The 25,886-nt window shown below is 71.5% G+C and carries 28 protein-coding genes and 3 tRNA genes; 14 read left to right on the top strand and 17 right to left on the bottom strand.

The features are described 5' to 3' along the window. Position 1: 1 nt before the first annotated feature. The gene (locus tag GA0070561_RS05950; RefSeq protein WP_091396049.1) at positions 2-757 is read left to right on the top strand and encodes a 2-phosphosulfolactate phosphatase; all 756 of its coding nucleotides are present in this window, start codon (positions 2-4) and stop codon (positions 755-757) included. A 185-nt stretch (positions 758-942) separates the two neighbouring features. On the opposite strand, the gene GA0070561_RS05945 is transcribed toward GA0070561_RS05950, so the two are convergent. Then, on the bottom strand, positions 943-2,982 hold the full coding sequence (locus GA0070561_RS05945; RefSeq protein ID WP_091397469.1) for a carboxypeptidase-like regulatory domain-containing protein: 2,040 nt from the start codon (positions 2,980-2,982) through the stop codon (positions 943-945). Between the two features lie 161 nt (positions 2,983-3,143). Between GA0070561_RS05945 and GA0070561_RS05940 the strand changes: the two genes are divergently transcribed. From GA0070561_RS05940 to amcA, 5 genes are all read left to right on the top strand, one after another. Continuing rightward, positions 3,144-3,497, top strand: coding sequence for a sterol carrier family protein (locus GA0070561_RS05940; RefSeq protein ID WP_244166071.1), 354 nt, complete (start codon positions 3,144-3,146; stop codon positions 3,495-3,497). Between the two features lie 168 nt (positions 3,498-3,665). Further along, entirely contained in the window at positions 3,666-5,204 is a 1,539-nt protein-coding gene (gene purF, locus GA0070561_RS05935) for an amidophosphoribosyltransferase (protein WP_091396045.1), read from the top strand. A gap of 57 nt (positions 5,205-5,261) precedes the next feature. Next, positions 5,262-6,416 carry a phosphoribosylformylglycinamidine cyclo-ligase gene (gene purM, locus GA0070561_RS05930; RefSeq protein ID WP_091396042.1) on the top strand — a complete coding sequence of 385 codons (1,155 nt, stop codon included), beginning with the start codon at positions 5,262-5,264 and terminating at the stop codon, positions 6,414-6,416. A gap of 130 nt (positions 6,417-6,546) precedes the next feature. After that, a complete protein-coding gene (amcB, locus tag GA0070561_RS05925; RefSeq protein WP_341844862.1) occupies positions 6,547-7,650 on the top strand; it encodes a cyclophane-forming radical SAM peptide maturase AmcB in 1,104 nt (367 codons plus the stop codon). Further along, positions 7,619-7,846: a multiple cyclophane-containing RiPP AmcA gene (gene amcA, locus GA0070561_RS05920; protein ID WP_091396035.1), complete on the top strand. Its 228-nt coding sequence runs from the start codon at positions 7,619-7,621 to the stop codon at positions 7,844-7,846. Before amcB ends, amcA begins: the two co-directional genes overlap by 32 nt. Positions 7,847-7,981: 135 nt before the next feature. On the opposite strand, the gene GA0070561_RS05915 is transcribed toward amcA, so the two are convergent. After that, complete coding sequence (locus GA0070561_RS05915; RefSeq protein WP_030332207.1) at positions 7,982-8,197, bottom strand: DUF3073 domain-containing protein; 216 nt, start codon at positions 8,195-8,197, stop codon at positions 7,982-7,984. Positions 8,198-8,497: 300 nt separating this feature from the next. Next, positions 8,498-9,580, bottom strand: coding sequence for a Glu/Leu/Phe/Val family dehydrogenase (locus GA0070561_RS05910; protein ID WP_091396032.1), 1,083 nt, complete (start codon positions 9,578-9,580; stop codon positions 8,498-8,500). 193 nt (positions 9,581-9,773) lie between these two features. On the opposite strand from GA0070561_RS05910, the gene GA0070561_RS05905 reads away from it, so the two are divergent. Both GA0070561_RS05905 and GA0070561_RS05900 read left to right on the top strand, forming a co-directional pair. Continuing rightward, complete coding sequence (locus GA0070561_RS05905; protein WP_091397463.1) at positions 9,774-10,613, top strand: DUF8083 family protein; 840 nt, start codon at positions 9,774-9,776, stop codon at positions 10,611-10,613. Positions 10,614-10,863: 250 nt separating this feature from the next. Further along, positions 10,864-11,073 (top strand): BldC family transcriptional regulator, encoded by a 210-nt coding sequence (locus tag GA0070561_RS05900; RefSeq protein WP_007073996.1) that lies wholly within the window; start codon positions 10,864-10,866, stop codon positions 11,071-11,073. Between the two features lie 86 nt (positions 11,074-11,159). On the opposite strand, the gene GA0070561_RS05895 is transcribed toward GA0070561_RS05900, so the two are convergent. Further along, positions 11,160-11,549, bottom strand: a complete 390-nt coding sequence (locus tag GA0070561_RS05895; protein ID WP_091396029.1) for a PPOX class F420-dependent oxidoreductase — start codon at positions 11,547-11,549, stop codon at positions 11,160-11,162. 54 nt (positions 11,550-11,603) lie between these two features. Between GA0070561_RS05895 and GA0070561_RS05890 the strand changes: the two genes are divergently transcribed. Beyond that, the gene (locus GA0070561_RS05890; protein ID WP_091397460.1) at positions 11,604-12,383 is read left to right on the top strand and encodes a class I SAM-dependent methyltransferase; all 780 of its coding nucleotides are present in this window, start codon (positions 11,604-11,606) and stop codon (positions 12,381-12,383) included. A gap of 52 nt (positions 12,384-12,435) precedes the next feature. Here GA0070561_RS05890 and GA0070561_RS05885 read toward each other — a convergent pair whose 3' ends face one another. After that, the gene (locus GA0070561_RS05885; protein WP_091396025.1) at positions 12,436-12,723 is read right to left on the bottom strand and encodes a hypothetical protein; all 288 of its coding nucleotides are present in this window, start codon (positions 12,721-12,723) and stop codon (positions 12,436-12,438) included. 177 nt (positions 12,724-12,900) lie between these two features. Between GA0070561_RS05885 and GA0070561_RS05880 the strand changes: the two genes are divergently transcribed. Continuing rightward, the gene (locus tag GA0070561_RS05880; protein ID WP_091396020.1) at positions 12,901-13,758 is read left to right on the top strand and encodes a 3-hydroxyacyl-CoA dehydrogenase family protein; all 858 of its coding nucleotides are present in this window, start codon (positions 12,901-12,903) and stop codon (positions 13,756-13,758) included. Between the two features lie 52 nt (positions 13,759-13,810). After that, on the top strand, positions 13,811-14,554 hold the full coding sequence (locus GA0070561_RS05875; RefSeq protein ID WP_091396017.1) for an enoyl-CoA hydratase/isomerase family protein: 744 nt from the start codon (positions 13,811-13,813) through the stop codon (positions 14,552-14,554). A 67-nt stretch (positions 14,555-14,621) separates the two neighbouring features. On the opposite strand, the gene GA0070561_RS05870 is transcribed toward GA0070561_RS05875, so the two are convergent. Next, on the bottom strand, positions 14,622-15,965 hold the full coding sequence (locus GA0070561_RS05870; protein WP_091396014.1) for an ABC transporter substrate-binding protein: 1,344 nt from the start codon (positions 15,963-15,965) through the stop codon (positions 14,622-14,624). 156 nt (positions 15,966-16,121) lie between these two features. Here GA0070561_RS05870 and GA0070561_RS05865 point away from each other — a divergent pair, with 156 nt between their 5' ends. After that, positions 16,122-16,511, top strand: coding sequence for a hypothetical protein (locus tag GA0070561_RS05865; protein WP_091396011.1), 390 nt, complete (start codon positions 16,122-16,124; stop codon positions 16,509-16,511). A gap of 59 nt (positions 16,512-16,570) precedes the next feature. Here the strand turns inward: GA0070561_RS05865 and GA0070561_RS05860 are convergent, their stop codons facing one another. After that, positions 16,571-17,011: a hypothetical protein gene (locus GA0070561_RS05860; protein WP_091396009.1), complete on the bottom strand. Its 441-nt coding sequence runs from the start codon at positions 17,009-17,011 to the stop codon at positions 16,571-16,573. 129 nt (positions 17,012-17,140) lie between these two features. Between GA0070561_RS05860 and GA0070561_RS05855 the strand changes: the two genes are divergently transcribed. Next, positions 17,141-17,845, top strand: coding sequence for a DUF2786 domain-containing protein (locus GA0070561_RS05855; RefSeq protein ID WP_091396006.1), 705 nt, complete (start codon positions 17,141-17,143; stop codon positions 17,843-17,845). Between the two features lie 35 nt (positions 17,846-17,880). Here the strand turns inward: GA0070561_RS05855 and GA0070561_RS05850 are convergent, their stop codons facing one another. Further along, positions 17,881-18,408 carry an SRPBCC family protein gene (locus GA0070561_RS05850; RefSeq protein ID WP_091396004.1) on the bottom strand — a complete coding sequence of 176 codons (528 nt, stop codon included), beginning with the start codon at positions 18,406-18,408 and terminating at the stop codon, positions 17,881-17,883. 166 nt (positions 18,409-18,574) lie between these two features. Between GA0070561_RS05850 and GA0070561_RS05845 the strand changes: the two genes are divergently transcribed. Beyond that, positions 18,575-19,774: a hypothetical protein gene (locus GA0070561_RS05845; RefSeq protein ID WP_141710320.1), complete on the top strand. Its 1,200-nt coding sequence runs from the start codon at positions 18,575-18,577 to the stop codon at positions 19,772-19,774. A gap of 106 nt (positions 19,775-19,880) precedes the next feature. On the opposite strand, the gene GA0070561_RS05840 is transcribed toward GA0070561_RS05845, so the two are convergent. The 9 genes from GA0070561_RS05840 to GA0070561_RS05800 all read right to left on the bottom strand — a co-directional run bounded on the left by GA0070561_RS05840 (position 19,881) and on the right by GA0070561_RS05800 (position 25,834). Beyond that, positions 19,881-20,063 (bottom strand): hypothetical protein, encoded by a 183-nt coding sequence (locus GA0070561_RS05840; RefSeq protein ID WP_091395998.1) that lies wholly within the window; start codon positions 20,061-20,063, stop codon positions 19,881-19,883. Between the two features lie 172 nt (positions 20,064-20,235). After that, positions 20,236-20,309: transfer RNA gene (locus GA0070561_RS05835), tRNA-Phe, on the bottom strand. A gap of 99 nt (positions 20,310-20,408) precedes the next feature. Then, positions 20,409-20,482 (bottom strand) — tRNA-Asp (locus GA0070561_RS05830). A 57-nt stretch (positions 20,483-20,539) separates the two neighbouring features. Next, positions 20,540-20,612: transfer RNA gene (locus GA0070561_RS05825), tRNA-Glu, on the bottom strand. 154 nt (positions 20,613-20,766) lie between these two features. Continuing rightward, a complete protein-coding gene (locus GA0070561_RS05820) occupies positions 20,767-21,549 on the bottom strand; it encodes a polysaccharide deacetylase family protein (RefSeq protein WP_091395995.1) in 783 nt (260 codons plus the stop codon). 75 nt (positions 21,550-21,624) lie between these two features. Further along, positions 21,625-22,575: a MerR family transcriptional regulator gene (locus GA0070561_RS05815; RefSeq protein ID WP_091397457.1), complete on the bottom strand. Its 951-nt coding sequence runs from the start codon at positions 22,573-22,575 to the stop codon at positions 21,625-21,627. Further along, on the bottom strand, positions 22,565-23,185 hold the full coding sequence (gene idi, locus GA0070561_RS05810; protein ID WP_091395992.1) for an isopentenyl-diphosphate Delta-isomerase: 621 nt from the start codon (positions 23,183-23,185) through the stop codon (positions 22,565-22,567). Before idi ends, GA0070561_RS05815 begins: the two co-directional genes overlap by 11 nt. After that, positions 23,182-24,663, bottom strand: a complete 1,482-nt coding sequence (gene crtI, locus GA0070561_RS05805; protein ID WP_091395988.1) for a phytoene desaturase family protein — start codon at positions 24,661-24,663, stop codon at positions 23,182-23,184. The genes idi and crtI overlap by 4 nt, the downstream gene beginning before the upstream one ends. Before the next feature lie 28 nt (positions 24,664-24,691). Further along, complete coding sequence (locus GA0070561_RS05800; protein ID WP_091395985.1) at positions 24,692-25,834, bottom strand: polyprenyl synthetase family protein; 1,143 nt, start codon at positions 25,832-25,834, stop codon at positions 24,692-24,694. Between the last annotated feature and the right edge of the window lie 52 nt (positions 25,835-25,886).

Below are 25,886 nucleotides of genomic sequence, written 5' to 3'. Positions count from 1 at the left end.
GTTGACGGCCGCCGTCTACGGCCAACCCGGATCGGGTGCCCGGTTCGACTGGGGGCTGACCGGGGCGGCCGAACTCGGCCGGGTCTGCGCGGCGCTGGTGGTGGTGGACGTCCTCTCGTTCACCACCGCCGTGGAGGTGGCGGTCGCCCGGGGCATGCGGGTGCACCCGTTCCCCTGGGGTGAGCAGGCCGCCGAGTACGCCGTCCGGGTCGGTGCGACCGCTGCGGTCGGGCGGCGGCAGACGACCGCGGAACATCCGTGGTCGCTCTCGCCCGCCGCGCTGAGCAGCGCACCCGTGGTGGCGGACCTCGTGCTGCCCTCCCCGAACGGCTCGGCCATCAGCGCCGCCGCCAGCGCCACCGGCCTGCCGGTGGTCGCGGCGTGCCTGCGCAACGCGCGCGCCGTCGGGCATTGGCTGCGCCGCCAGGGGTACGGAACGCTGGACGCCCCGATCGGCGTGATCGCCTCAGGGGAGCGGTGGCCGGACGGGTCGCTGCGACCGTCGGTGGAGGACCAACTCGGCGCCGCCTCGGTGCTGGACGCCCTCTCCGGCGTGCCGGGTGGGCTCTCGGTGGAGGCGGCCATGGCGCTCGCCGCGCTGGCGAGCACTCCGGATCTGCCCGCTGCGGTGCGCGGAAGCGTCTCCGGTCGGGAGTTGACCGAGAACGGCTTCGCCGCGGACGTCGACGTCGCCGTCCGGATCGGCGTGTCGGACGTCGTCCCGGTGCTCCACCAGGGCGTCTTCTCCGCCGCCTGACCGCGCCTGACTGCGCCGGGACCGCGTCTGACCGCGCAGGCCCGCGCCTTGTGATCAACTCGGTTCTCAGGAAGTCGCGGTGCCCAGGTCTTCGGGATGGCCCGACTTCACTGACCGCGAGTGGGTCTTGCAGCGAAACGGCCACCCGGATCTCCGGGTGGCCGTTTCCATGTGCTGTGGTGGGGTCAGTCGTCCAGCCAGTCGAGGCGGCGACCGCCGCGCTCGGTCGGCGCCGGGGTGTCCGGTCGGTTCCGCCCGGCGGGCTGGCCGTAGCCGCCCTGGTCGTAGCCCCGCTCGTCGTAGCCGCCGCGCTGCTGCTGCGAGGGCTCCTGGCCGTAGTTGCCGCCCTGGTCGTATCCGCCGCTGGCGGGCTGGCCGTAGCCGCCCTGGTCGTAACCCCGGTCGTCGTAGCCGCCGCGCTGCTGCTGCGGGGGCTCCTGGCCGTAGTTGCCGCCCTGGTCGTATCCGCCGGCCGGTTGACCGTAGCCACCCTGGTCGTACCCGCCAGCCTCCGGAGCGCCGTATCCCGCGGTCGGCTCGGCGGCGCGACCGCCGTACGGGGCGGCATCGGGCTGGCCGTACCCCTGCCCCTGCTCCGGCTGGTAGACGCCGGTGGCGTACGGGTCGGCCGGAGCCGGGTACTGGGTGCTGTCGCCGGTGTACCGGCCGGTCGGCTCGTCGAACCGCTCGCCGTAGGCCGCTCCGCCAGCGGGAGCCGGCGGGTAGGCGGCGGTACCGCCCGGGGCTTCGTAATCACGACCGCCGTAGCCGCCACCGGAGGCTGGAGCGTTCCCGTAGCCGGCACCGGAGGCCGGAGCATTGCCGTAACCGGCACCGGGCGCCGGAGCATTGCCGTAACCGGCACCGGGCGCGGCACCGTAACCGTCACCGGCCGCACCGGCGCCGTACCCGCCCTCCGGGCTTGCCGGAGTGCCGTAGCCGCCACCGGAAGCGGGGGCGTTGCCGTAGCCGCCGGCACCGTACCCGGCGGACGCTGGCTCCTCGCCGTAGCCGGCGCCGCCCCAACCCTGCTGACCCGCGCCGCCGTACGCCTGGGCAGGCGCGCCGTACGGGTCTGGCGGAACGTCGTCGACCACCGGTCGGTGCATCATCGTCGGCGCCTCGCTCAGCGCCGCGCCGCCGACCATGGTCGGGTCCGCTCCACCGCCGGGACGACCGCCGACCACCCGGGTCTGGTCGTCGGGACCGCGGAACCCGCCGCGCGATGGCGGCACCACTCCGCCGCCACCGGCAGCTGCCGGAGCGTCGTCGTCGTCGCCGTTCTCCCTGCGCTTCATCCAGAGCAGCACGATCGTGCCGACACCGGCGGCGACCAGGAGACCACCGAGCAGGATGATCAGGTACGAGCCGATGCCGCCGCCGTCCTCGTTGTTGGCGGCATTCGCCGGAGCACCCTGGCTGGCCTCCTCGGTGGGCTCCTCCGCGGTGCCCTCCTCGGTCGCCTCGTCGGTGGGGGTGGCCTCGGGGGTGGCGGACGGGGTGGCGCTGGGCGTCGCCTCGGCCTTGAGCGCGAGGCTGAGCCGCTGCCCGGTGACCGCCTGCCCGGCGTTGGCGTTCAAAACCTTGAACGCCTTGATGTTGTCGAACGACGCGCCCAGGTCGATCCGTCCGGGCGCGATCGGCTTGTCGGTGGTGCCGGTGAAACGGAAGTCGCCGCTGCCGTTGCTCGTGGCGTCGTAACGGTGACCGGCGGTGTCCTGGAGGACCACGAACGCGTTCGGCACGGCCTTGCCGTCGGCCTGCGAGACCACCTTGCCGGCGACCGACCGCACGGTCTGGTTCTGCGGCGGCGGCGGAGCGGCGGCTGCCTTGACGGTGACGCGGAGAGTGCGGGAGTTGGAGTCTCCCGTTACGGTGATCCTCGCCTGAGTGCCGTTGGCTGCGGGCGCGTTGGCCGCTGCGGACAGGGTCAGGGTCAGGTTCTTCGGCGCGAGTGGTTGGTCGAAGGTGATCGGGCCGCACCCGCCGCAGGTGACGCCGTCAGGAAGACCATTCACGTCGATGTCTGCGGACTCTTCGCCGACGTCGGGTCTAACAACCACGCTGACTGTGCTGCTCTTGCCAGCATCAATCGTGACGGAGTTGTCAGCTGTGCTGATCTTCGCGGCCATGGCTGGTGTGGCGGGGACGGCGAGCAGAGCGCCGGCAACCAGCGCTACGACCACACCGGCCCGCTGCTTCCAGGCACGTCGGTGTGTTGACACGTCCACCGCCTTCCGGGCTGACTTCCCTCTGACCGGCGGGGCGCCGGGCCGGGGATCATCACGGTACGAATACGCCGTCGGCAACTATGCCTTGTCCGACTGCATGAGCGCGACCCAGGGCCAGCGTCGCGTGTCTGGCCTGGGGGTCGTATCGTCCCGTCGTGTCCTCTCCGCACAGTAAGTCCGCTGCCGTTACGGCCGCGTTGTCGGCGCTCGACGAGGGGCGTACGCCCGAACGGCCGGTGTTCCGAGAGGCGGTCCGGTCGTTGTTGGCCGTCCTCGCGGAGCGCGCCCCCGGCCGATCGGTGGAGGTGCGCGTTCCACCATACGGGGCGATCCAGTGCGTACCGGGGCCTCGACACACCAGGGGAAATCCACCAAACGTGGTCGAGATGGCCCCGGACACCTGGTTGGAGCTGGCTACCGGCAGGGTTGCCTGGGCGGAGGCGGTCACCGACGGTCGCGTCCAGATGAGTGGCAACCGCGCGGACCTCTCGGCGTATCTGCCCCTCTAGTCGTCCCGATGTCCCACTCGCCGTGACGGTGAGCAGGGGAATGGTGACTTTCTGTATTGACGTCGATTCGCGTACACTGTCAGGCGATGACAGTGGTCCCGGCACAGGAGAGTGGATCCGCCCGTGATCCCCGCCCGGCCGGTCCAGACCAGCATGAGGGAGCGGTAGGTGCCCCGAGGCGACGGCCGGCTGAGCCACGACCTTGACCCCCAACGACCTGGCCCCCAGGATGCCTGCGGCGTCTTCGGCGTCTGGGCCCCCGGCGAAGAGGTTGCCAATCTGACCTACTTCGGCCTCTATGCCCTGCAGCACCGCGGCCAGGAGGCGGCGGGCATCGCGGTGAGCGATGGCTCCGGCGTGGTGGTCTACAAGGACCTTGGCCTGGTGGCGCAGGTCTTCGACGAGCCCACCCTGGCGAGCCTGCGCGGTCACCTGGCGATCGGGCACGCCCGATACTCCACCACCGGTGCGTCCAACTGGGAGAACGCCCAGCCGACGATCCGGTCGACCACCTCCGGCACGACCATCGCGCTGGCCCACAACGGCAATCTGGTCAACACGGCCGAGCTGGAGAAGGAGGTCGCCGAGCGCGGCCTCATCGCGGACGGTTCGACCAACGACACCTCCCTGGTGACGATGCTGCTCGCCAGCCGACCGGATCTGTCGGTCGAGGCGGCCGCGCTGGAGGTGCTGCCGCAGCTGCGCGGCGCGTTCAGCTTCGTCTTCATGGACGAGTCGACCCTCTACGCGGCCCGCGATCCGCACGGCGTCCGCCCGCTGGTGCTCGGCCGCCTGGAGCGCGGCTGGGTCGTGGCCAGCGAGACGGCCGCCCTGGACATCGTCGGCGCCAGCGTGGTGCGTGAGGTCGAGCCGGGCGAGCTGATCGCGATCGACGAGAACGGGCTGCGCTCCACCCGGTTCGCCGCGCCGGAGCCGAAGGGCTGCCTCTTCGAGTACGTCTACATCGCCCGCCCGGATGCCACGATCGCCGGGCGTAACGTCCACTCGGCGCGGGTGCAGATCGGCCGGCAGTTGGCCAAGGAGCACCCGGTCGAGGCCGACCTGGTGATCCCGGTGCCCGAGTCGGGCACTCCAGCCGCCATCGGGTACGCGGAGGCGTCCGGGATCACGTACGGCGCCGGCCTGATGAAGAACCCGTACGTGGGTCGCACCTTCATCCAGCCGTCGCAGACCCTGCGTCAGCTCGGCATCCGGCTCAAGCTCAACCCGCTGCGGGAGAACGTCCGCGGCAAGCGGTTGGTGGTCGTGGACGACTCGATCGTGCGGGGCAACACCCAGCGCGCCATCGTGCGGATGTTGCGTGAGGCAGGGGCGCTGGAGGTGCACGTCCGGATCTCCTCCCCGCCGGTCAGCTGGCCGTGCTTCTACGGCATCGACTTCGCCACCCGGGCGGAGCTGCTGGCCAACGGGTTGGACAACGACGGCATCCGGCGCTCCATCGGCGCCGACACGCTGGGCTTCGTTTCCCTTCCCGGCCTGATCGCCGCGACCGAGCAGCCGAAGACCAGGCTGTGTCGGGCGTGTTTCGATGGGGAGTACCCGATCGAGTTGCCAGCCGGCAACCTGATCGGCAAGCACGTGCTCGAAGGGGTGGGTCGACGCGTCGCCAACTCGGCGCCGGAGGCCCCGCACACCAACGGCTCGTCCGTCGCCACTCCGGGTGGCGTTACCGCAAACCGCCCGTAGCACCAACCGGCGCGGCCCGGCTACCGCCGGCGGCACCGAGAACCAAAGGGGAGAACCGTGACGCACGTGTCCGAGCGCAGCGGCGCAGGAAGCAGCCCGACCGGCGCCGGCGGCGACCGCCAGCCGTGGACGGGCGGTGCTGGCCGCCAGGCGCGCAAACGCTCGGTCTCGTACGCCGACGCCGGTGTCTCCATCGACGCGGGTGACCGCGCCGTGGAGCTGCTCAAGTCGAAGGTGCGGCAGACCCGCCGTCCCGAGGTGCTCGGTGACCTCGGTGGCTTCGCCGGCCTGTTCCGGCTGGACACGAAGAAGTACAAGAGCCCGATCCTGGCGTCCTCCACCGACGGGGTGGGCACCAAGCTGGTGATCGCCCAGCAGATGGACATTCACGACACGGTCGGCATCGACCTGGTTGCGATGGTCGTCGACGACCTGGTGGCCTGCGGCGCCGAGCCGCTGTTCCTGCTCGACTACATCGCCACCGGCGAGGTCGTGCCGGACAAGGTCGCCGAGATCGGCGCGGGCATCGCCGACGGCTGCCGCTACGCCGGCTGCGCCTTGCTGGGCGGGGAGACCGCCGAGCACCCCGGCGTCCTGCGTCCGGACGAGTACGACATCTCCGCGACCGGCGTGGGCGTGGTCGAGGAAGCCGACATCCTGAGCCCCGACCGGGTCGAGGTGGGCGACGTGGTGATCGCCATGCGCTCCTCCGGCCTGCACTCCAACGGGTACTCGCTGGTCCGCCACGTGCTGCTGGGCGCGGCCCGGATGCGTCTGGACATCGTGATCGACGACTTCGGTCGGCAGCGGACCCTCGGCGAGGAACTGCTCACGCCGACCAAGATCTACGCCAAGGACTGCCTCAAGCTGATCGCCGAGGCCGAGGTGCGGGCGCTGTCCCACATCACCGGTGGCGGCATCCCCGGCAACCTGGTCCGGGTGCTGCCCGAGCACGTCGACGCGGTGGTCAACCGGTCCACCTGGAAGCCGCAGCCGATCTTCGACCTGATCCAGACGAAGGGTCGGATCGACGACCACGACATGGAGTCGACCTTCAACATGGGCGTCGGCATGTTCGCGATCGTCTCGGCCGAGGACGCCGACCGGGCGCTGGCCACCCTGACCGGCCGTGGCGTCGAGGCGTGGCAGGCCGGCGAGATCATCGAAGGCACCGGCAACGTGCAGATGGTCGGTCAGCACACCCGAGGATGATCACTTTCCGGTGATCGTACGGGCACCTGATCAGGGCTTCACCCGAGTGGCCAATGCCGCCTAGCCTGAAGGGCACCCTCAGGCTAGGCGGAGGAGGGCGATGGCTGCTCGGGGACAGTCGTTCAGCGGGATGCGCGGTCTGGCCGCCGTCCCGTCGTACGTCGTCATGCAGCCCACCACCCTCTGCAACCTCGACTGTGCGTACTGCTACCTGCCGTTTCGCGCCGCCGACCGCCGGATGCCGGTGGCGGTGGCCGAGGCGGTCGCGGCCGCCGTCAATCCGTGGGCGGCGGACGGTCGGTTCTCCGTGGTGTGGCATGGCGGCGAGCCGCTGGCCGCCGGTCGAGAGCACCTGGCCGCTCTGATCGCCCCGTTCGGGCCAGAGGTCGAGCACCATGTGCAGACCAACGCCACCCTCATCGACGACGACTGGTGTGATTTCTTCGCCCGGCACGAGATGCGGGTGAGCGTGAGCGTCGACGGGCCCCGGGCGCGCAACGGCGACCGGGTCAACCGGGGCGGTCAGCCGGCGTACGACCGGATCCTGCACGGGATCTCGGTGCTGCGCCGGCGCGGTCTGCCCTTCTCCGCGCTGGCTGTGGTGTCCCGGCCCGAGCCGGGGCTCGCCACCGAGCTGTACGACTACTTCCTCGAGCTGGGCTGCGACGTGCTGGGCATCAACATCGAGGAGACCGAGGGAGTCAACACCCGCGACAACCGTCACGACCCGGCGGCGGTGTCCGCGTTCTGGGCGGAGTTGGTCGGGGCGTGGCGCCGGGAGCCCCGGATCCACCTCCGCGAGATCGAGTGGTCGTTGCGCTACGCCGCGGCGGTGCTCGACAACTCGGCGGACGGGGTGCTGCCCCGCCGCCTGGACCCGATCCCGACGATCGGTCACGACGGCTCGGTGATCGTGCTCTCCCCGGAGCTGGCCGGCTTCACCGACCCCCGCTACGGCGACTTCAGCAGCGGCAACGTGCTGACCACCCCGTTGGCGCAGATCCTCGGCAACGCGGCGACGACGCCGTGGGTGAAGGAGTTCCTGGCCGGGGTGGAGGCGTGTCGGGCGTCCTGCCCGTACTTCGGCTTCTGCGGTGGTGGCCATGCCGCCAACCGTTACTTCGAGCTGGGGCGTTTTGACGGTACGGAGACCGAGCACTGCCGCAACAGCAAGATCCGCCTATTGGAGGGAGTGTTGGAGCATGCCCGAGACCACCAGTCACCGGCGGCCTGAGCGCAAAGCGGACGACGGAGTCACCGAACGGGTGCGGGACGCGGCTCCCGCGCTCGTCGCACTGCTTCAGGAGGCCGAGGACGCACGGCGGCTGCGTTCGGAGGTGTCGGGCGGAGAGGGCTCCAGCGCGGTCTGCGCCTGGAACCACTTCGAGAACATCCCGACGTTCTACAACTGGAACAATCGCCCGCGCTGAGGAAGCCGTTGTCAGGGGCCTGTCGAGCGGCCGGAGTGATCCGGTCGGGCCAGGCCCCTGATCGTCGGCGACTGCACCTGCACAGGACGTGCGTGAGCACGCGGGGGTTACCGCGTGCTCAGCTGCGTCGAGAGGTCAGCGGGTCGGACGGACCCAGGGATCCGGATCGTCGTCCGCGTGATCCTCATCATCGTCGTCGACGAACTCTTTAGAGTCGTCGTCGAAGTGGTGCTCAGACTTACCAGCACCCGCCAGTTCGCGCTGCAAAGCGGTGAGGTCGGTGTTCGGGGAGTGGTACTTCAACTCCCGCGCCACCTTAGTCTGCTTGGCCTTAGCACGGCCGCGCCCCATGGCTCGACCCCCTCGCACAGAATGCGGGGCAGCCCGAAGGCGGGCCCCGATGACGTCAGGCATCTCTCGTGGCTCTTACGGTACATGGGGATGCCATCGTTCGGCACCTCGGGTTACCGTCAGCCGGCTCTGCGCGTCGCGTCGATCCGGCCGTCACCCAGTGTACCGGGTAAGGAGCGGAACGGTTAGCACCCGTGACACCGGACAAACCGCATCAAATTTGACCCCGGCTCAGCTTACCCAGTGACGCCCGGCACCGGGGCCCGGAGGCGGATCTCGTCGATCCGCCCCCGGGAACGCTCAGCGCAGGTGGATCGCGCGCAGCCGGCCGACGTCGGCCATCCGCCGCTCCGCCAGACGGTCGGCGGCCACCGCCGGCGGCACGCCCTCCGCGTCAGCCAGGTGCAGGATCTCGCGGGTGGTGTCGTAGATCCGCGTCGCCCGCAGCTTCGCCCGGTCGAAGTTGAAGCCCTCGATCTCGTCGGCCACCTGGATCACGCCGCCCGCGTTGACCACGTAGTCCGGGGTGTAGAGGATGCCCCGGTCGGCCAGCAGCTTCTCGATGCCCGGGTGGGCGAGCTGGTTGTTCGCCGCCCCGGTGACCACCTTGGCGCGCAACGCCGGCACGGTGTCGTCGTTCAGGGCGCCGCCCAGCGCGCACGGCGCGTACACGTCGATGTCCGCGGCGACCAGGGCGCTGGCGTCGTCGACGAGGGTGACCTGCGGGTGGTTGCTGCGCACCCACGCCAGCGCCTTCGGGTTGACGTCGGTGGCGACCACCTCGGCGCCATCCTCCAGCAGGTGCCCGGTGAGGTACTTGCCGACCTTGCCCAGCCCGGCCACGCCGATCCGCCGGCCTCGCAGGCTCGGGGTGCCCCACACGTGCTCGGCCGCGGCCCGCATCCCCTGGAAGACACCCCAGGCGGTGAGGATCGACGAGTCGCCGGCACCGCCGTGCTCCACGCTGCGCCCGGTCACGTAGCGGGTCTCCCGGGCCACGACGTCCATGTCCGCGACGTACGTGCCGACGTCACAGGCGGTGTAGTAGCGGCCGCCCAGCGACTCCACGAAGCGGCCGTACGCGCGCAGCAGCGCCTCGGTCTTGATCTGCTCCGGGTCGCCCCAGATGACGGCCTTGCCGCCGCCCAGGTCCAGCCCGGCGAGCGCGTTCTTGTACGCCATCCCACGGGACAGGTCCAGCACGTCGGCGAGGGCGTCGTCCTCGCTCGCGTACGGGTAGAAGCGGGTGCCGCCGAGCGCCGGGCCCAGCGCTGTGGAGTAGATCCCGATGATCGCCTTCAGGCCGCTCTGCTTGTCCTGGCAGAACACGACCTGTTCGTGACCGGTCGATACCGGGTCGTCGGTGCTCGCGAATACGCCCATGGTTGGCTCCTACTGTGGTGTGCGTCCTTGTGGGACGCGGACCTGGTGGACCCCGGCGGGGATGCTGCCGGTGTGATCGAGCCTAGTATCGGCCGCCGGGCGGGCGCTCGACGCGCCGCCGCCGTCCCACGGTGCGGCGCGCGTGGTCCGGCCGCTGACCGCGTACGGGCGTGGTTCGTGGGAGGATCGCGCGGTGCCGTCGCTCTTCGCTTCTTACCTGCGCGTGTACGAACCGCTGGCCGCCTTCGATCGAGACCGGCAGAGCTACTGGCGCCGCTACGTCTCGGAGGGGCGCGCGATCGCCCCGGTCGAGGGGCCCGGTCGGCAGCGGACGGCGGTGATCGAGGCGCTGGGTGCTGGCTGGACCCGGCTGCCGGACCTGCCGGAGGAGGCGTACGTCCTGGAGACGGACGATGGCCTGCTGGTCTGCCCGTGGAACCTGCGCATCCGGGTCGCTGAGGCGGCGCTCAGCGCCCGGGACGGGGTGCCCTCGGTGCTCGCCGACGCCTTCGTGCCGCCGGTGCTCGCCGGGCAGGCCAGGGCGGTGGTGGACGACTGGCGCAGTGGCGCCCGGGTGCTGGAGCACGGGGTGCCCCGGGTGCACGAGCAGATCGCCACCTGGGGCGTACCGCTGCGGTGGTTCGTGCTCTTCGACCCGGCGGAGCGGGACCTGGTCACCCAGCCGGGCCGGCGGGCGTTGCGCTACCGCACCGAGATCTCCAAGGCTCGACGCCGCTCGTCGCGGGCGCTGTCGGTGCTGCGCAAATCGGTGGGCGAGGCGCCGATCACCGAGGCGGTGGAAGAGGCGGCCCGCTGGCTGGAGGAGTTCCATCCGCGGTCCGTGGTCGAGCTGGACTATGGCGGTCTGGTCGACCTGCTCTCCGACGAGACGCTCACCGCTGACGACTCGCCCGAGCTGGTTGCCGGCGGCCTCGCGGGGCTGTCGCGCGGTGAGGCCGAGGAGGCGTCGGCCGCGTACGACAAGTTGGTGGCTCGGTGGCGCGCGGTGCAGCTGTTGGAGCGGTGCAACTAGGGCATATCACCCTAGGAGCGCTCCCAAGGTGAGTTGTGCTCGTAGTTGACGCATCACGAACCGTGATCATGAGTCCGAATAAGGTACTTTCTGCCGTGTAAAAGTCGTAAAAATCGGGCATGGTTCATCCGTCCGTCTAGGGACCTTCATCCGTTCGGCCCATGTCGGACATCGGGGACTAGCCGGACCATGGGAGACGCGTCGGCCGGCGGGACCCCGGCCGATGTCTATACATGTGGAGGAGTGACCGATGGCATCGCGAACGCACGAACCAGAGCCGCTACTCACGCCGGCCGAGGTGGCGTCGATGTTCCGGGTCGACCCGAAGACGGTGACCCGGTGGGCCAAGGCTGGCAAGCTCAGTGCCATCCGCACCCTGGGTGGCCACCGTCGGTACCGTGAGTCGGAGGTCAGGGCGCTGCTGCAGGGCCAGATCCCGCAGCAGCGGCAGGGCGACTGAGCCGGCAGGAGTTCTTCGTCAGGGGCGGTGGATCTCGATCCGCCGCCCCTTTCGTATGCCCGGCCGAGCACGACCCCGGCCGCGGGTCAGCGCTGCGGCTCGGCCAATGTCACCCGGATGCCGACCGTGCCGCCCTCGCCGCGACGCAATCGGCTGCCCAGCAGGCTCAGTCGACCGATCAGGCGGTACTTGTGCTTGAGCAGGTCGCGGACCCGACCGGTGTCACCGTTCCCGTAGATCGTCGCGTGGGCCGGCACCTCCGCCCCGTGCGGCCGACCCCGCACGTCGCACGGTGCCACGGTCACCTCGCCGTTGCGGCGAATCCGCTTCACCTTGCCCGAGTCGGCCCGGGTCCAGACCGCCAACGCCTCCCCGTCGCGCACCGCCCAGACCGGGGTCGGCACCGCCCGACCGTCCTTGCGGAAGGTCGTGAGCAGGATGTATTTCTCGGCCGACAGCCGGTCCAGCATGGTCACGCCGCCAGGATACGGCCGGCACGGGCCACTGAGTGGCCGGATAGCGTGAACGTCGTGACGGTTGAGCCTCTAATCGGTGACGTGATCGGCGAACTGCTGCGAGACACGCTCGCCGTGGCCACGGGGGTAGGCCCCCGGCCCCTGGTCGGTGGTCGACTGCCGCGACCGGTCATCGAGATCATCGAACGGGACGACGGTCTGATCAACGGCGCCCCGTCCGCGCACTACCTGGACGGGCCGGCGGAGTGGCAGCCGTACGACCACCGCGCGGTGGAGCGGGCGTACGGCGAGACACTGGACATCGGCACCGGAGCCGGCCGGATCGCGCTGCTGCTCCAGGAGCGCGGCGTACCGGTCACCGGGCTGGACACCTCCGCGGGCGCGCTGGAGGTGAGCCGGCGTCGCGGTGTCCGGCGGCTGGTGCACGGCACCGTCGACACGCACGTCGCCGACGGGTCGCGGTACGACACGTTCCTGCTGCTCGGCAACAACCTCGGGCTGTTCGAGGGGCGGGAGCGTGCTCCCGAGTTCCTGGCCGCGCTCGCCGCGCTGGCCCGGCCGGGGGCGCAGATCATCGCGCAGGGCACCGACCCGTACGGCACCCGCGACCCGCTGCACACCGGCTACCACGAGCGCAACCGTCGGCGCGGCCGGCTCGGTGGCCAGCTACGGCTGCGGCTGCGCTACCGCGAGTTGAGCACCGAGTGGTTCGACTACCTGGTCTGCTCGGCGGACGAGTTCGCCAGCCTGGTGCAGGGCACCGGTTGGCGGCTCACCGATGTGGACGACCGCGACGCCCCCTACTACCTGGCCACCCTGCGCCTCGTCGACTGAGCAGGACGGCCCCCGTTCTCCGTCGGGCGGAGAGCGGGGGCCGTCGTACGTCTCAGACCTGGACGGTCGGGGGGAGCTGCTCGGGCGGAAGGCCGCCGTCGCCGTCGACCACCTCGTCCGGTTGGCCGTCCTCGTCGATGTCGACCATGGTGATGTCCACCTTGCCGTCACCGTCGGTGTCGAACTGGAACAGGTCCGCCTTGCCGTCGCCGTCGGTGTCCACCACCCACACGTCGGTCTTGCCGTCGTTGTTGGTGTCGGCGCGCAGCAGTTCGACCCGCTCGTCGCCTCGGGTCTCCACGATCTCCCCGTCGGTGACGCTCTCCGGTGCCTGGCTCATGTCGATGCGGTCCTTCCCTCGGTTGACGGGCCGTCATTACCCGATCCGGCGCTCCCCCACGCATGGGCCGGGTCGTCGCGCTGTCTAGGGTCGCACCATGAGCGAGCGGAGCGGGCGGGACACCCGGGCCGGCGTAGCGGGGACCCCGCGCGTCGGCGGGCGGGACAGGGAGGCGTGATGAGCGATCGTTTCGTGGTCGTCGGGGCCGGCACGATGGGGCTTGGCATCGCGTACGTGGCGGCCGGTGCCGGGCACGCCGTCGAGTTGGTCGAGGTGGACCCCGAGCGGGGTGCGGCCGCGCTGAACCGGCTCGCCGAGCTGTGGGAGCGGGCGGTGCAGCGCGGGAAGCTGAGCGCCGACGAGGCCGCCACGAACCGGCAGCGGGTGACGCTGCGCCCGACCCTCGCCGCTGTCGCTCCCGCCCCCCAGGTGATCGTGGAGGCGGTGCCGGAGCGCCTCGACCTGAAGCGTGCCGTGCTCCGGGACGCCGCCGCGCTTCAGCCGGCGCTGCTGGGCAGCAACACCTCCAGCATCGCGATCGCGGCGCTTGCCGCCGAGCTGGACGCGCCCGAACGCTTCATCGGCCTGCACTTCTTCAACCCGGTCTGGGCGATGGCGCTGCTGGAGATCGTGGTCGGCCCGGCCACCGCCGAGGAGACCACCGCCGCGGCTGTCGCGCTCGCCGGCCGGCTCGGCAAGGACCCCGTCGTCGTACGCGACATGCCCGGCTTCGCCACCTCCCGGCTCGGGGTCACCCTCGGGTTGGAGGCGATCCGGATGGTCGCCGACGAGGTGGCCAGCCCGGCGGACATCGACAAGGCCATGGTGCTCGGCTACCGGCATCCGATCGGGCCGTTGGAGCTCACCGACCTGGTCGGCCTCGACGTGCGGCTGGACATCGCCCGCACCCTCCAGGCCGCGTACGGGGACCGCTTCGCGCCGCCCCCGCTGCTGGTAGAGATGGTGGCGGCGGGCCGGCTGGGTAAGAAGTCCGGGCAGGGCTTCTACCGCTGGGAAGGCGGTGTGAAGCAGTGAGCGCGGGGAGTGAGCTTGCGAGCCTCGCAGTCGCGGACGAAAGGTCGGCACAGTGAGCGGGTTGCGGATCGAGGAGCGGCCGGACCGGCTGGTGGTCACCCTGGACCGGCCGGAGAAGCGCAACGCCATCGACGCCGACCTGATCGCCGAGCTGCACCAGGTCTGCGCCGAGCTGGAGGCGCGCCCGCGCCTGCTGCTGCTCACCGGCGGCGCGGCGGGCATCTTCGCCGGTGGCGCCGACATCGGCCAGCTCCGCGAACGGGGTCGCACGGACGCCCTCGCCGCGATCAACTCGGCCGCCTTCGCCCGCATCCGGGCGCTGCCGATGCCGACCGTGGCGGCCGTCGACGGCCCGGCGTTGGGCGGTGGCGCGGAGCTGGCGTACGCCTGCGATCTGCGGGTGTGCACGGCGCGGGCGGTCTTCGGGCAACCGGAGGTGCGGTTGGGCATCCTGGCCGGCGCCGGCGCGACCCACCGGCTGCCCGCCCTGATCGGCGAGGGCCGGGCCAAGGAGCTGCTCTTCACCGGCCGGCGAGTGGACGCCGCGGAGGCACTGCGGATCGGCCTGGTGAACCGGGTGGTGGACGAGCCGGGCGAGCTGCTGACGGTGGCGCACGCGTTGCTGGACGAGATCGCCCTGGGCTCACCGTTGGCGGTGCGGCTGACCAAGCTGGCGGTGGACGCGCCCGCCGCCGCGCACCCGCATCTCGACCTGGTCAGCCAGGCGGTGCTCTTCGAGGACGACGAGAAGCACCGCCGGATGACCGAGTTCCTGGAGCGTCGCCGGCCGCGCTGACCCCGCGTACCAGAAACGGCCGCACCGGCGGGAAGCCGGTGCGGCCGTCGTGTGTTTCGGGTCCTACCTACTGCCGGATCTGCACCCCGGCGTCGGCCAGGCCGCGGATCACCTGGGCGGACTCACCGAAACCGATGATCAGTACGGCGTCCGCGCCGAATTCCTTGATCTGCTTCGCGCCGCCGCTGAAGTCGACCGGAGCGGCCTTCGCGTCGGCCGGCGGCTCGTACGTCAACAGCTTGAGCCGGTCGTTGGCGATACCGGCCTTCTCCAGCTCGTCGCGAACGGTGCCCTGGAGGCCCTCACCGTAGGAGTCCTTGCGGGCGACGATGACGATCTTCTGTGACCCGTCGCGGAGGATCACGTCGGCCAGCGCCCGGCCCTGGAGGCTGTCCGGCGGGGCGGTACGGAAGTAGAGGCCCCCGTCCTCCACGTCGGTCAGGCTGCTGTCGGTGTTCGACGGGGAGAAGAGGATTTTCCCGGCCTGCACCACGTCCGGCAGCACCGCCCGGGAGATGCCCGAACCGCCCGCGCCGATGATCACGCTGACGCCGTCCGTCACGTGCTTGGCCACCGTGGCCTTGGCCACTGCCGGGTTGGTGCCGTCGTCGCCGTCCAGCCACGTCACCGGCTTGCCCAGTGCGCCGCTGGCGGCGTTGATCTCCTTGATCGCCAGCGCGGCACCGGCGGCCATCGGCGGGTAGGCGATCGCGAGGTCACCGGTCTTCGGCAGCAGGCCGCCGAGGACCAGCGGCTCCTGGTCGGTGTTGCCACCCGGGCGCTGCTTCTTCGGCTTCGGCGGCGTCTTGGTGCTCGCCGCCGACTCGATGCCCGCGCCGACGAACTCGGTCTTACCGTCGTTGATCTGCTGCCCGTCGAAGGTCAGCGTGGCGTAGCTCGCGGTGGCCGGCTCACCCTTGTCGGTGAAGCCCGCCCGGGTCAGCGAGACGCCGCGGTATTCGATGTCCTGCCCGTTGCGGGCCAGCGCGAGACAGCTCGCCGGGTCCTCGCAGCGCTGCCCGTCGTTGGTCACGGCGACGATCTGCTTCGCGATGGCAGCCGGGTCGGTGCTTCCGGCCAGTTGAGCGGCGAGCACGGCGATCACCACCGCGTCGTACGTCTCGGCGGAGTACAGGTAGTCGGTCAGCGCCGGATTGACGGCCCGTAGCCGGCTCTTGAAGTCGTCCGGCAGCGGAACGAGGGGCGTGGTGCCCTTCATCCCGTCGACGAGACTCGCCCGTTCCTTCAACTCCGCAGGATAGGAGTTGAGCATGTTGCCGTCCGTGCCGTAGAGGCGCACCTGTTGGGCGCTGGCCTCTTCGGGCTTGTCTTCCCCGCAAGCGCTTGTGGCGAGCAGGATCGTCGCGCAGGCAGCCAGTGTGGCTACCCGCGAGCGGCGTGATACGAACATGGTCGTCCTTCCTCCGGCGAAGGTCCGCTGCGCACATTAGCGTGCCGAGGCCGGCGGCGGGACCGTGGAGGTGGCGTAATGCGCAGGTAGCTCGCGTTGAACACGGACAGTGACGGTTGCGGGAGCCGCTTGACCACCGGTCCTACTGTGCGCTGCGTGACCGACCTACCACAGCAGACGTTCGATGACGCGGCCGCCGTGCTCCGTTCGGCGCTGACCGGCGATGGAGACGCGGTGGTGGGAGCGTTCGACGCGGTCGTCGACCGGGCCGGCCTGGACGGCGCGTACGGCGTCGCCTGGTGCCTGGCCGCGACAATGCTCGGTGACGCCCCGGCGGCCAGCGGGGCGGCGCTCGACTTTCCGGGAATCGATCAGGCCGGGTACGACACCCGCTGGGTCGCCCGCTTCGTCAGCGCGTACGCGAATCGGGACGAGCCGACCGGGGAGGCGCTGTTCGGCGCGGCGGCCGCCGACGGGCTGCTCCCCGACTGCCTGCTCACACTCGCCGGCTCGACGATCGCCACCCTGCGCAGCCGCGCCGGGTGACGCGCAGCCGGGTCGCGGCGTCCGTCGGGGGGGCGGACGCCGCGACCGGGCGGGGCCGGTCAGAACGCGTGGTACGCGATCAGCGGTTCGTACTCGTACCGCAGGTTCTCGAAGCGGACCCGGAAGTTGACGCCGTCCCGGACGTTGGTCGCCACCGTGATCCAGCCCGAGTTGGCCGGCAGGTAGGTCCAGTAGTTGCAGGCGCTCGTCTTGTCGACGAAGATCACGCACGCCTCGGTGGCGTACACGCTCGCGTTGCGCACGTTGATGTCGCGACAGCGTGTCGTGGTGCGGTACTGGCCGGCCGAGCCGCCGTAGCGGCCGGTCTCGAAGTACGACCGGACCGCCCCGCCGTAACAGGTGGCGAGCGGGGCGAACGCGTTCGGCCCGGAGCTGACCGGCGTGGTCGGTGTGGTCGGCTCCGCCTGCGCGGGCGTGCCGACGGAGAGCAGTGCGGCGGCCGTGGCGACGGCGAGCAGACGAGCGGTCGGGGATGGCATCCGTTCGTTCCTCCAAACAGTTGGCTGACCGTCCGTATCGGACTGATCATCTGGCCGTGACGATGATACGTATCGATTGATTGCCGCGCGGCCCCGATGATGTCCGGCCCGTGTGGTAGCTCTGTAGGCATGTCCGAGGCCATGCTCAGCAAGGTGCGCAAGCTGTTGGCCCAGGCCGAGGACCCGGCCTGCACGCCGGCTGAGTCCGCCGCGTTCACCGCCAAGGCGACCGAGTTGATCGCCCGCTACGGCGTCGACCGGGCGCTGCTCGCCGCCCGGGACCCGACCACCGACCCGGTTGGCGATCGAGTGCTGGACGTCGTCGCCCCGTACGCCCGCGACAAGGTCGGCCTGCTCGCCGCGGTGGCCGAGCCGCTGCGCTGCCGCTGCGTACGCCGTCGGCAGGGCAACGGCTTCGCCCTGCACCTCTTCGGCTTCGCCAGTGACCTGGAACGGGTCGACCTGCTCTTCACCTCACTGCTCGTGCAGGCGGCGCACGGCCTGGCCGCCACCGAGGTACCCGCGGACGACCACCCCGCCGCCTTCCGCCGCTCCTGGCTGGCCGGCTTCGCGGAGGTGGTCGGAGGGCGACTCTGGGCGGCCGAGTCGGCGGCGGCCAGCGAGTCGGGCACACCGTCGATGGCGCTGGTGCTGGCCGACCGGTCCGACCGGGTTCAGCGCCGGCTCACCGAGGAGTACCCGCGGCTGCGTACCGCACCGCCACGTCGGTTGGGCGGCACCGGCTTCGGTTCGGGGGCGGAGGCCGGCCAACGCGCGAACCTTGGTGGTCGGGACCTCGGCGGCGCCGCTGCCGGTCGTCGGCTCGGCCGGTGACCCGGTGGGCCGTCGGCTGGTGACCCGGTGGGCCGTCAGGCCGGCGTGCTGGGGCGGTGGCGCGACACCGTGGCGACGTAGCGGGTGAGCAGCTCGTGCCAACCGGCCGTGAGCGCCTTGCGGTAACCCTCGGCAGCCTCGCCGTGCCGGTCGAAGTGCCGGTGCTCCAGGTCGACCCGGGTGCGCTCCGGCCCCTCGGCGTGGAACAGCACCTCGACCTCGCTCGCGCGGGCCGGGTCCGGCACCGGCGCCCGGTCGGGGCCGATCTGCCAGACGAAGACCAGCCGGCGAGGCGGATCCCAGGTGAGCACCCGGCCCCAGTCGGCGCGGAAACCGTACGGGCCGATCTCGTAGAGCATGCCGCCGGCCCGAGGCTCCATGCCCAGCTCGGCCAGCGCGTCCGGGCCGGACCAGGTGTATTCGGTGACCCACCAGTCGGTCAGCTCGTCGGTGAAGACCGTGAACGCGTGCTCGGCGGAGCCCGGGACGAGAAGGCTGCACCGGAGAGAGAACTGGCCGGCGTCCTGCCGGATGTCGGCCGGATCAGTCAATTCCTGTCCCATAGGCCCGGACCATACCGGCTGATGCCTCGGTGTGCAGCTTCGCGCGGTGCCCGGTTCCAGACAGAGGGTCGTCGGGTCGTCACGGACGGGATGGCCCGCCGGAAAGCGGGTAACCGCGCCCGACGGCCCGGACGACCGGGCTTGTGTGCAGGTGGGGCGGGAGAACATGAGCGAGAGCGGGCAGCAGCGGGAGCCGGACCGGGACGTCGACAGCGGGAACCCGGACGTCCTGCTCGACATTCCGAAGGTCTCCGTCGACTCCATCCGACTGGCGGTCGACGGTCTGGAGGCCGACCTGTCGCTGCGGGCCCGGGTGGCCAACCTGCTCCAGGTCGACGCCGGCGTACGGGTGCACCTCAACGGTGGCGAGTTGAACATCGACGGGGTGAACGCCGAGGCGCAGCTGCGGGTGCGGTTGGAGCAGCTGACCAGGATCCTGGGCCGCGCGCTCGACACGCTCGACCACAACCCACACATCATCGAGGCGCTCGCGCGCACGGCCGGCACCGCCGTCGACGACGTGAACCGCAGCACCCAGCAGTTGGCCGCGGGCGCAGCGGAGGTCAAGGCGTCGAGTCGACGCTTGGACGACGTACGCGACGAGCCGGGCCAGCAGGTCGGCGCGGCCAGCCCGGTGGCCGACCGCGACCGGCTGCGTTCCGACCGGCCGGGTCCGGGTCGGCCGTCGGGGTCCGGCCGGCCGGGTCCCGATCAGCTCGGCCCTGGTCGTCTGGGTTCTGATCGGCCGGAGGCGGGTGGGTCCGGGGCGGGGCCGGGCGCCTCGGGACCGGGTGCCGGCGGCCCTGGGCCGCGAGCCGGTGGCCCAGGGTCGGCCGACCAGGCGCATGCGCAGGGCCAACAGCCGGAGCGCCAGCATGCGCAGGGCCAACAGCCGGAGCGCCAGGGTCCTGAGGGGCCGCATGGGCAGGGCCAGCAGCCGCAGGGCCAGCAGCCAGGTGGACGGCAGCCGGAGGGCCGTGAGCCGGAGGGCGGCGCGCCAGGTGGCAACCGCCCGGAAGGCCGGCGGTCCGAGGGGTCGCGTCACGCCGGTGGAGAGCGGCCCGAAGGCGCGGGTGACGGAGAGCACCCAGCGGCGGCGGGCCGGGACCAGCAACGCCCCGAGGGATCGGCGGGGCCGGCGGCCGGGAAGACCGGCAACAAGCCCGGCCAGTCGGCTGCGTCCGGTCCAACCCCGTCCAGGGATGGCGACGGTGGTCTCCCGGGCGCGGCACAGGCCGCAGCGCAGAGCGCAGCCCAGTTCGCCGAGCAGGCGGGGGAGACGCTGCGAGAGGCCGGACGCAGCGTGTGGGAGGCGATCCAGGGCAGCGTGGCCCAGCATCGCCCGCAGGGTCGCCGCGACCACTGACGCCGTCGCCGCGACCACTGACGCCGCGCCGTGCGTCACGTCCGGCGCACGGTCGTGCGGTGACGTCCGCCGTCCGGTCGTGTGGTGACGTCCGCCGCGCGGTGCGTCAGGTCCGGCGCACGGTGTCGTCCGCCGTCCGCCGTGCGTGACATCCGCCGCGCTGCTCCGATGCGAAGGCGACCCCGGGCATGATCGACTCGGTTTCCTTGAATACGCGGTGTTGCGCCTGCTGGGACACCGCGACTTCAAGAAGGTCGTGTTGATCACGCAGGCCGGCCGGGTCGATCACGCGGGCTGGCCGGGCCTGGTCATCCAGGCCGACGGGAGGTGTCGGCGACAGCCCAGGAGTAGCCCACGCGGAGAGTGGTGGGTGCGGCCGTCACTGAAAGCAACCCGCAAAAGCAAGATCCCCACCTGCGTTTCCGCTGGCGGGGACCTCTGTAGCCCGGCGAAAGGCTATGTGGCCAGGGGCGGGGTCGAACCGCCGACCTTCCGATTTTCAGTCGGACGCTCGTACCAACTGAGCTACCTGGCCGTGTCGCTCGGCTCATGTTACCCGGCAACCGGACGAACCGGCGGCAAGGTGACCTGCTCCGATACGCAGAACGCCGCGCGGGGCGCGGCGTCAGCGCTGCGGTCCTGACGGGACTTGAACCCGCGACCTCCGCCTTGACAGGGCGGCGAGCACTCCAACTGCTCCACAGGACCTAGCTTGTGTTGCTCCGGCTTGCGCCGGTCGTGCCTTGCTCCGGCTTGCGCCGGTCGTGCCCCCAACGGGATTCGAACCCGTGCTACCGCCTTGAAAGGGCGGCGTCCTGGGCCGCTAGACGATGAGGGCGGCCCCGCCATCATTGCACATTCGCAACTTCAAGCGGACTTGCTCCCATCCGGCCCCGCCGGAGGCTTGGAAAGCATACGTGATGCTCCGTCGGTCGACAAAATCGGTGTCGGCAAGGGCTTAGGGTGGGCCATAACCGCAGGTCAGGGCGGTTCTAGCGGAGTCGGGTGATGCCGAAGCGCTTCTTCAGGTCGGCGATCAACTTCGGGCATGCGGCGAGTGTCGCGGCCCGATTACCGCCCCCGTCGTGCAGAAGAACGATCGCACCGGGCCGGGTGGCGGCGTGGACACGCTTGCCGATCGTGGCCGCGGTCGGCTTGTCCCAGTCCTGCGGGTCGACCGACCAGTGCAGCGGACGCATGCCGAGGTCCTTGGCCACCCCGAGCACCTCCGACGTCCACCGGCCGCCGGGCTGCCGGTAGAACGACACCTTCGCCCCGGGAGCAGCCTTCTGGATGGCCTTGTTGGTGTGGTCCAGGTCGGCCCGGATCTCGCCGACAGGTCGACGGGCAAGATCGAGGTCGTGACGCCAGCTGTGGTTGCAGAGCTGGTGTCCCTCCCGGACGATCCGCCGGACCAACTCCGGGTGACGCTGCACCTCGCGACCGACGACGCAGAAGGTCGCCGTGACCTTGGCGGCCTTCAGCTGGTCGAGCACCTTTGGTGTCCAGGCCGGGCTGGGCCCGTCGTCGAACGTCAGGGCCACCGGGCGTACACCGGTGTTGCGTCCCAGACCGGAGGGGAGCTTGGCCGGCAGCGGCCGCAGTGGCGGCTTGGCCGGCTTGGTGACGGTGGGGTGCGGTGTCGGGGTGGGCGGCGTGGTCGATTCCACCGGCCGTGGAGCGCCGGCGGGTGCGATGGTGCGCTCCGGCTGCGCACAACCGGAAAGGACCAGCGCCACGGCGAGGACGGACGCCAGGATGGCGCGGGCTTGCATCTGCTCGCTCCCGGAGGGTCGGGGTAGGCGGACCCGCCCGACGGTAGTTCACGCCGCGATTTGGCGACAGTGCGATCAATCACGCCTCGACTGGTCCAGGGAGTCGCGGACGGCGGCGGAGAGCGAGACCGCCTCGGCCAGGTCGACCGGCCGCACCACACCGGCGGGCAGCGTGTCGGCTCGCCAGCCGGGGCCGGCGGCGAGCACCAGCAGCGGGCGTCGGGGGGCGGCGAGCAGCGCGCTGAGTTGGGTCGGGTCGGCGGTGGCCCGGGTGTGCGACCAGAGCACCACGGCGGCCGGTCCGGTCCGGTTGACCGCCTCGACGAGAGCGGCCACCGGCACCCGGGCGCCGAGCATCCGGTAGCTGACACCGGCCTCCGCGAGAGCTGCCGCCAACGCCTCCAGCGGCAGCGTGTGCTGTTCCTCGTCGGCGCAGGAGAGCAGGATCCGGGCCGGCCCGGTGGGGACGTTGGCCCGACTGGCCGCCGCGAGCGCCTCCGAGACGCAGCGGGACATCAGGTGTTCCACCTCGATCAGGCCGGCGGTGGCGGCGTGCCGTTCGCCGATGCCGGCGAGTACCGGGCGCAGCAGGCCCTCCCAGGTGGCGACGACCCCGCTGGCGGCCAGGGCGTGCGCGATCGTCTCGCTGATCGCCGCCGCGTCCAGTCGCATGGCGGCCCGGGCCAACCCGCGGGCCGCCGGGCCGGCACGGCCGACCGGGATGGGGCCGCCGCCGTCACGGCCGGTCGGGAGGATGCGGGCGGGGGCGACGGTGCCGGTGCCGTTGGGCGTCGGGTCCGGTGCCTGGCGGGCCCAGCGGGCCGCCTCGGCGGGGCTGACCCCCTCGGCGGTGAGCCGTCGCATGATCTCGAGACGGGCCAGATCACTTTGTGTGTACCGGCGATGGTGACCGGGGATGTGTTCGCTGGGCCCGAGCCCGTAGCGCTGGTGCCAGGTGCGGAGGGTCGTCACCGCGACCCCCAACCGACGTGCGACAGCGCCCGCGCTCAGCGCCTCATCGACCACCCGACCGCTCCGCCGTGTCATCCGCCGACGATCCGGGCGGCGTCATGGCCGGGCCGGTTGCGCCCGACGTGGACTCCGCGGGGCGTAGCAGCCGGTTCACCACCCCGCCCAGCCAGGGCGCGTACGACCGGGGGTCGAGCTTCAACTCGGCCTCCAGCGCGGTGGGGTCGGCCCACCGCACCTCGGCCACCTCGTCCTGGTCGGGCAGTAGCGGAGCGCCGGGCAGGAACTCGCCTCGCAGTACGTGGTCGTACTCGAACTCGACCCGACCGGTCGCCGGGTCCTCGGCGTAGTAGACGTAGACGCCGACCTCGGTCAGCTCGACCGGGCCCGCGCCCAACTCCTCGCTCAGCCGTCGGTTGGCCGCCTCGGCGAGCGACTCGCCAGGCTGGGGGTGGCCGCAGCAGGAGTTGGCCCAGCGCAGCGGGAACCGGGTCTTGACGGCGGCTCGGCGCTGGAGCAGCACCTGGCCGTCCGGGTCCACCAGCAACACCGAGAAGGCCCGGTGCAGCTGCCCGGGTGGTTGGTGCGCGGCCGCGACGGTCGTCTCGCCGTGGGCCTTGCCGGTCTCGTCGACGAGCTCGACGAGGTGCTTCTCACGACTGCTCATCGGCCTTCCCCGGTGATCCGGCCGGCGGCGAGCTTGCCGGAGATGAGCACCATCGGTACGCCGACGCCGGGTTGGGTTCCGGAGCCGACGAAGACCACGTTCGGCAGGTCGCGGTGCAGGTTGGACGGGCGGAACGGCCCGGTCTGGAAGAGGGTGTGCGCGGCGGCGAACGGGGTGCCGGCGGCCATCCCCTGCTCCTCCCACTCGGCGGGGGTGATCGCCCGGAGCACCTCGACCCCGGCGCCGAAGCCGACGTAGCCGCGCTCCTCCAGGGTGCCGATCAGCTGGTCGGTGTAGCGCTGGGTCAGGTCGCCGCGCCACTCGAACGGCGCCCGGTGCAGGTTGGGCACCGGGGCGAGCACGTAGTAGGTGTGTCGGTCCGGCGGGGCCACCGCGGGGTCGGTCCGGCTCGGGTTGGTCACCAGCAGCGACGGATCGGTCATCAGCTCACCCCGTCGGATGACCTCATCGAAGGTGCCCTTCCACGCGCGTCCGAAATGGATGTTGTGATGGGCGATCTTCGCATAGGCCTGTCGGGAGCCGACGTGCAGAACGACGCAGGACGGTGAGTAGGTGAGCCGGCGCTGCGGCGCGGCGGGGAGCAGGTCCCGGTAGGCGACCGGCAGGTCGGGGTTGAGCACCACCACGTCCGCCGGCACCAGGTCGCCGTCGGCGGTGAGTACGCCGGTGGCGCGGCCGTTCACGGTCTCCACCCGGGTCACAGTGGTGTCGTACCGGATCTGCACGCCGTGCTTCTCGGCCGCGCCGGCCATCGCCCTGGAGACCGCGTGGATGCCGCCGCGTGGGAAGTACACCCCGGCCACCGAGTCGAGGTACGCGATGACCGCGTAGATCGCCAGCGCGTCGTGCGGCGCGAGGCCGGCGTACATCGCCTGGAAGGAGAAGATCCGCTGGGTACGCGGGTCCCGGAAGAACTGGTTGATCTTCGTCTGGAGGCGCCGGAAGGCCCCGCCGCTGAGCAGCTTGAGCAGGTTGCCGGTGATCAGGTCGGTCGGCGCGTCCAGGTTGCGCTCGATGAAGTCGGTGCGCTCCAACCGCCACAGCTCCCGGGCGTACTCGACGAACCGCAGGTAGCCGTCGGCCTCCCGGGGCCCGCAGACCCGGGAGATCTCGGCCGCCATCCGGGTGGTGTCGGTGAGCACGTCGAGGGTCGAGCCGTCCGGGTAGTACGCCCGGTAGGCGGGGTCGAGCGGGGTCAGGTCCAGCCAGTCGTGCAGCTCCTCGCCGACCGCGCCGAGCGCCTCGGCGATCAGGTCGGGCATGGTGAGCACGGTGGGGCCGGTGTCGAACTCGTAGCCGTCCACGCCGAGGCGTCCGGCCCGCCCGCCGGGCACCGGCTCGCGCTCCAGCACTGTCACCTGTCGACCGCTGCCGGCCAGGTGCAGTGCGCAGGCGAGCCCGCCCAGCCCGGCCCCGACGACCACCACCCGGTCCGTCCGTCCAGTCACCGTCCGCACGGGACCACCTCCTTGCTCAAGTCGCTCATCAGGCCCGCCGGTTGGCAGCGGCGGTGGCCAGACCGCTCAACGCGGTCCGCGCCGTCTGGTCAACGGGTGCGGCGTCGAGCGCGGCCAGCGCCTCGCTGACCCGCTCGGCGATCATCTGCTCCACCCGGGTCACCGCGCCGGTCTCGGCGACCAGCCCGGCGAGCGTTTCGACCGGTCCGTCGGCGGCCCGCTCCAACGCCGTGAGCTGGGCCGGCGTGGCCAGCTCACGGGCCAGCATGAGCAGCGTGGTCGGCTTGCCGGTGCGGAGGTCGTCCCCGGCCGGCTTGCCGGTGGCCGCCGGGTCGCCATAGACGCCGAGCAGGTCGTCGCGGAGCTGGAACGCTTCGCCGACGGCCAGGCCATAGCGGGTGTACGCGGAGACCAGCGGGTCGTCGGCGGGCACCCCGGCCAGGCAGGCACCGAAGAGCAGTGGTCGCTGGACGGTATAGCTGGCGGTCTTGTAGCGGGCCACCCGTAGTGCCCGGTCGACCGACCAGCTGCCCGGGTCGTTCTCGCCGAGCACGTCCAGATACTGCCCGGCGACCGTCTCGACCCGCATCTGGTCGTAGCAGCGGCGCACCTCGAAAAGGCGCGTCGACGGCACCGAGGCGTGGGCCAGCAACTGGTCGGCCCAGACCATGCAGAGATCGCCGATGAGCACGGCGACGGCCTCACCGAACCGGCCGGGATCACCTCGGTGGCCGGCGGCGACGTGCTGTTCGGCGAGCGCGACGTGCGCGGTGGGCCGGCCGCGGCGGGTGGTGGACGCGTCCATCACGTCGTCGTGCACCAGCGCGAAGGTGTGCAGCAGCTCCAGCGCGGCCAGTGCGGGCAGCACGGGTGGCAGCGCCGCGGTGCCACCGACGGCCCCGCGCCACCCCCAGTAGGCGAACGTGGAGCGGATCCGCTTGCCGCCGGTCAGGACGGCCTCCCGCGCGGTGGCGGCGAACCTGCCCATCGACGCGTCGATGTCGTTGAGGGCGTCGACCTCGGCGGTGAGGAAGGTGTCCAGGGTCTCGTCGACCGCTGTGACCAGATCGTGGGTGTAAGCAGCCAGAACGGCGCGGACCGGATCGTCCCCGTCCCCCGGCCCTGTCGGCGCCACGCGGGTCACGTTGCCCGCAACTGCGTCGTTGGCCATGCGGCTGAGCGTACCCTAGGCTACGAGTTGCGTCGATTGGTGCGTCGATAAA

The organism is Micromonospora saelicesensis (genome assembly GCF_900091575.1).
Classification (GTDB): Bacteria; Actinomycetota; Actinomycetes; order Mycobacteriales; family Micromonosporaceae; genus Micromonospora; species Micromonospora saelicesensis.
Note: the sequence above shows the minus strand (reverse complement) of the source record. Positions and strands in the feature narration are given on the sequence as shown.

Coding starts and splice junctions, on each gene's coding strand:
- GA0070561_RS05885 (WP_091396025.1), bottom strand. CDS start 12,723: ATGAGCCAGGCACCGGAGAGCGTCACCGACGGGGAGATCGTGGAGACC.
- GA0070561_RS05820 (WP_091395995.1), bottom strand. CDS start 21,549: ATGCAAGCCCGCGCCATCCTGGCGTCCGTCCTCGCCGTGGCGCTGGTC.
- amcA (WP_091396035.1), top strand. CDS start 7,619: ATGCCCGAGACCACCAGTCACCGGCGGCCTGAGCGCAAAGCGGACGAC.
- idi (WP_091395992.1), bottom strand. CDS start 23,185: ATGAGCAGTCGTGAGAAGCACCTCGTCGAGCTCGTCGACGAGACCGGC.
- amcB (WP_341844862.1), top strand. CDS start 6,547: ATGCGCGGTCTGGCCGCCGTCCCGTCGTACGTCGTCATGCAGCCCACC.
- GA0070561_RS05910 (WP_091396032.1), bottom strand. CDS start 9,580: ATGGGCGTATTCGCGAGCACCGACGACCCGGTATCGACCGGTCACGAA.
- GA0070561_RS05800 (WP_091395985.1), bottom strand. CDS start 25,834: ATGGCCAACGACGCAGTTGCGGGCAACGTGACCCGCGTGGCGCCGACA.
- GA0070561_RS05860 (WP_091396009.1), bottom strand. CDS start 17,011: ATGCCATCCCCGACCGCTCGTCTGCTCGCCGTCGCCACGGCCGCCGCA.
- GA0070561_RS05870 (WP_091396014.1), bottom strand. CDS start 15,965: ATGTTCGTATCACGCCGCTCGCGGGTAGCCACACTGGCTGCCTGCGCG.
- GA0070561_RS05850 (WP_091396004.1), bottom strand. CDS start 18,408: ATGGGACAGGAATTGACTGATCCGGCCGACATCCGGCAGGACGCCGGC.
- GA0070561_RS05900 (WP_007073996.1), top strand. CDS start 10,864: ATGGCATCGCGAACGCACGAACCAGAGCCGCTACTCACGCCGGCCGAG.
- GA0070561_RS05845 (WP_141710320.1), top strand. CDS start 18,575: ATGAGCGAGAGCGGGCAGCAGCGGGAGCCGGACCGGGACGTCGACAGC.
- GA0070561_RS05880 (WP_091396020.1), top strand. CDS start 12,901: ATGAGCGATCGTTTCGTGGTCGTCGGGGCCGGCACGATGGGGCTTGGC.
- GA0070561_RS05855 (WP_091396006.1), top strand. CDS start 17,141: ATGTCCGAGGCCATGCTCAGCAAGGTGCGCAAGCTGTTGGCCCAGGCC.
- GA0070561_RS05915 (WP_030332207.1), bottom strand. CDS start 8,197: ATGGGGCGCGGCCGTGCTAAGGCCAAGCAGACTAAGGTGGCGCGGGAG.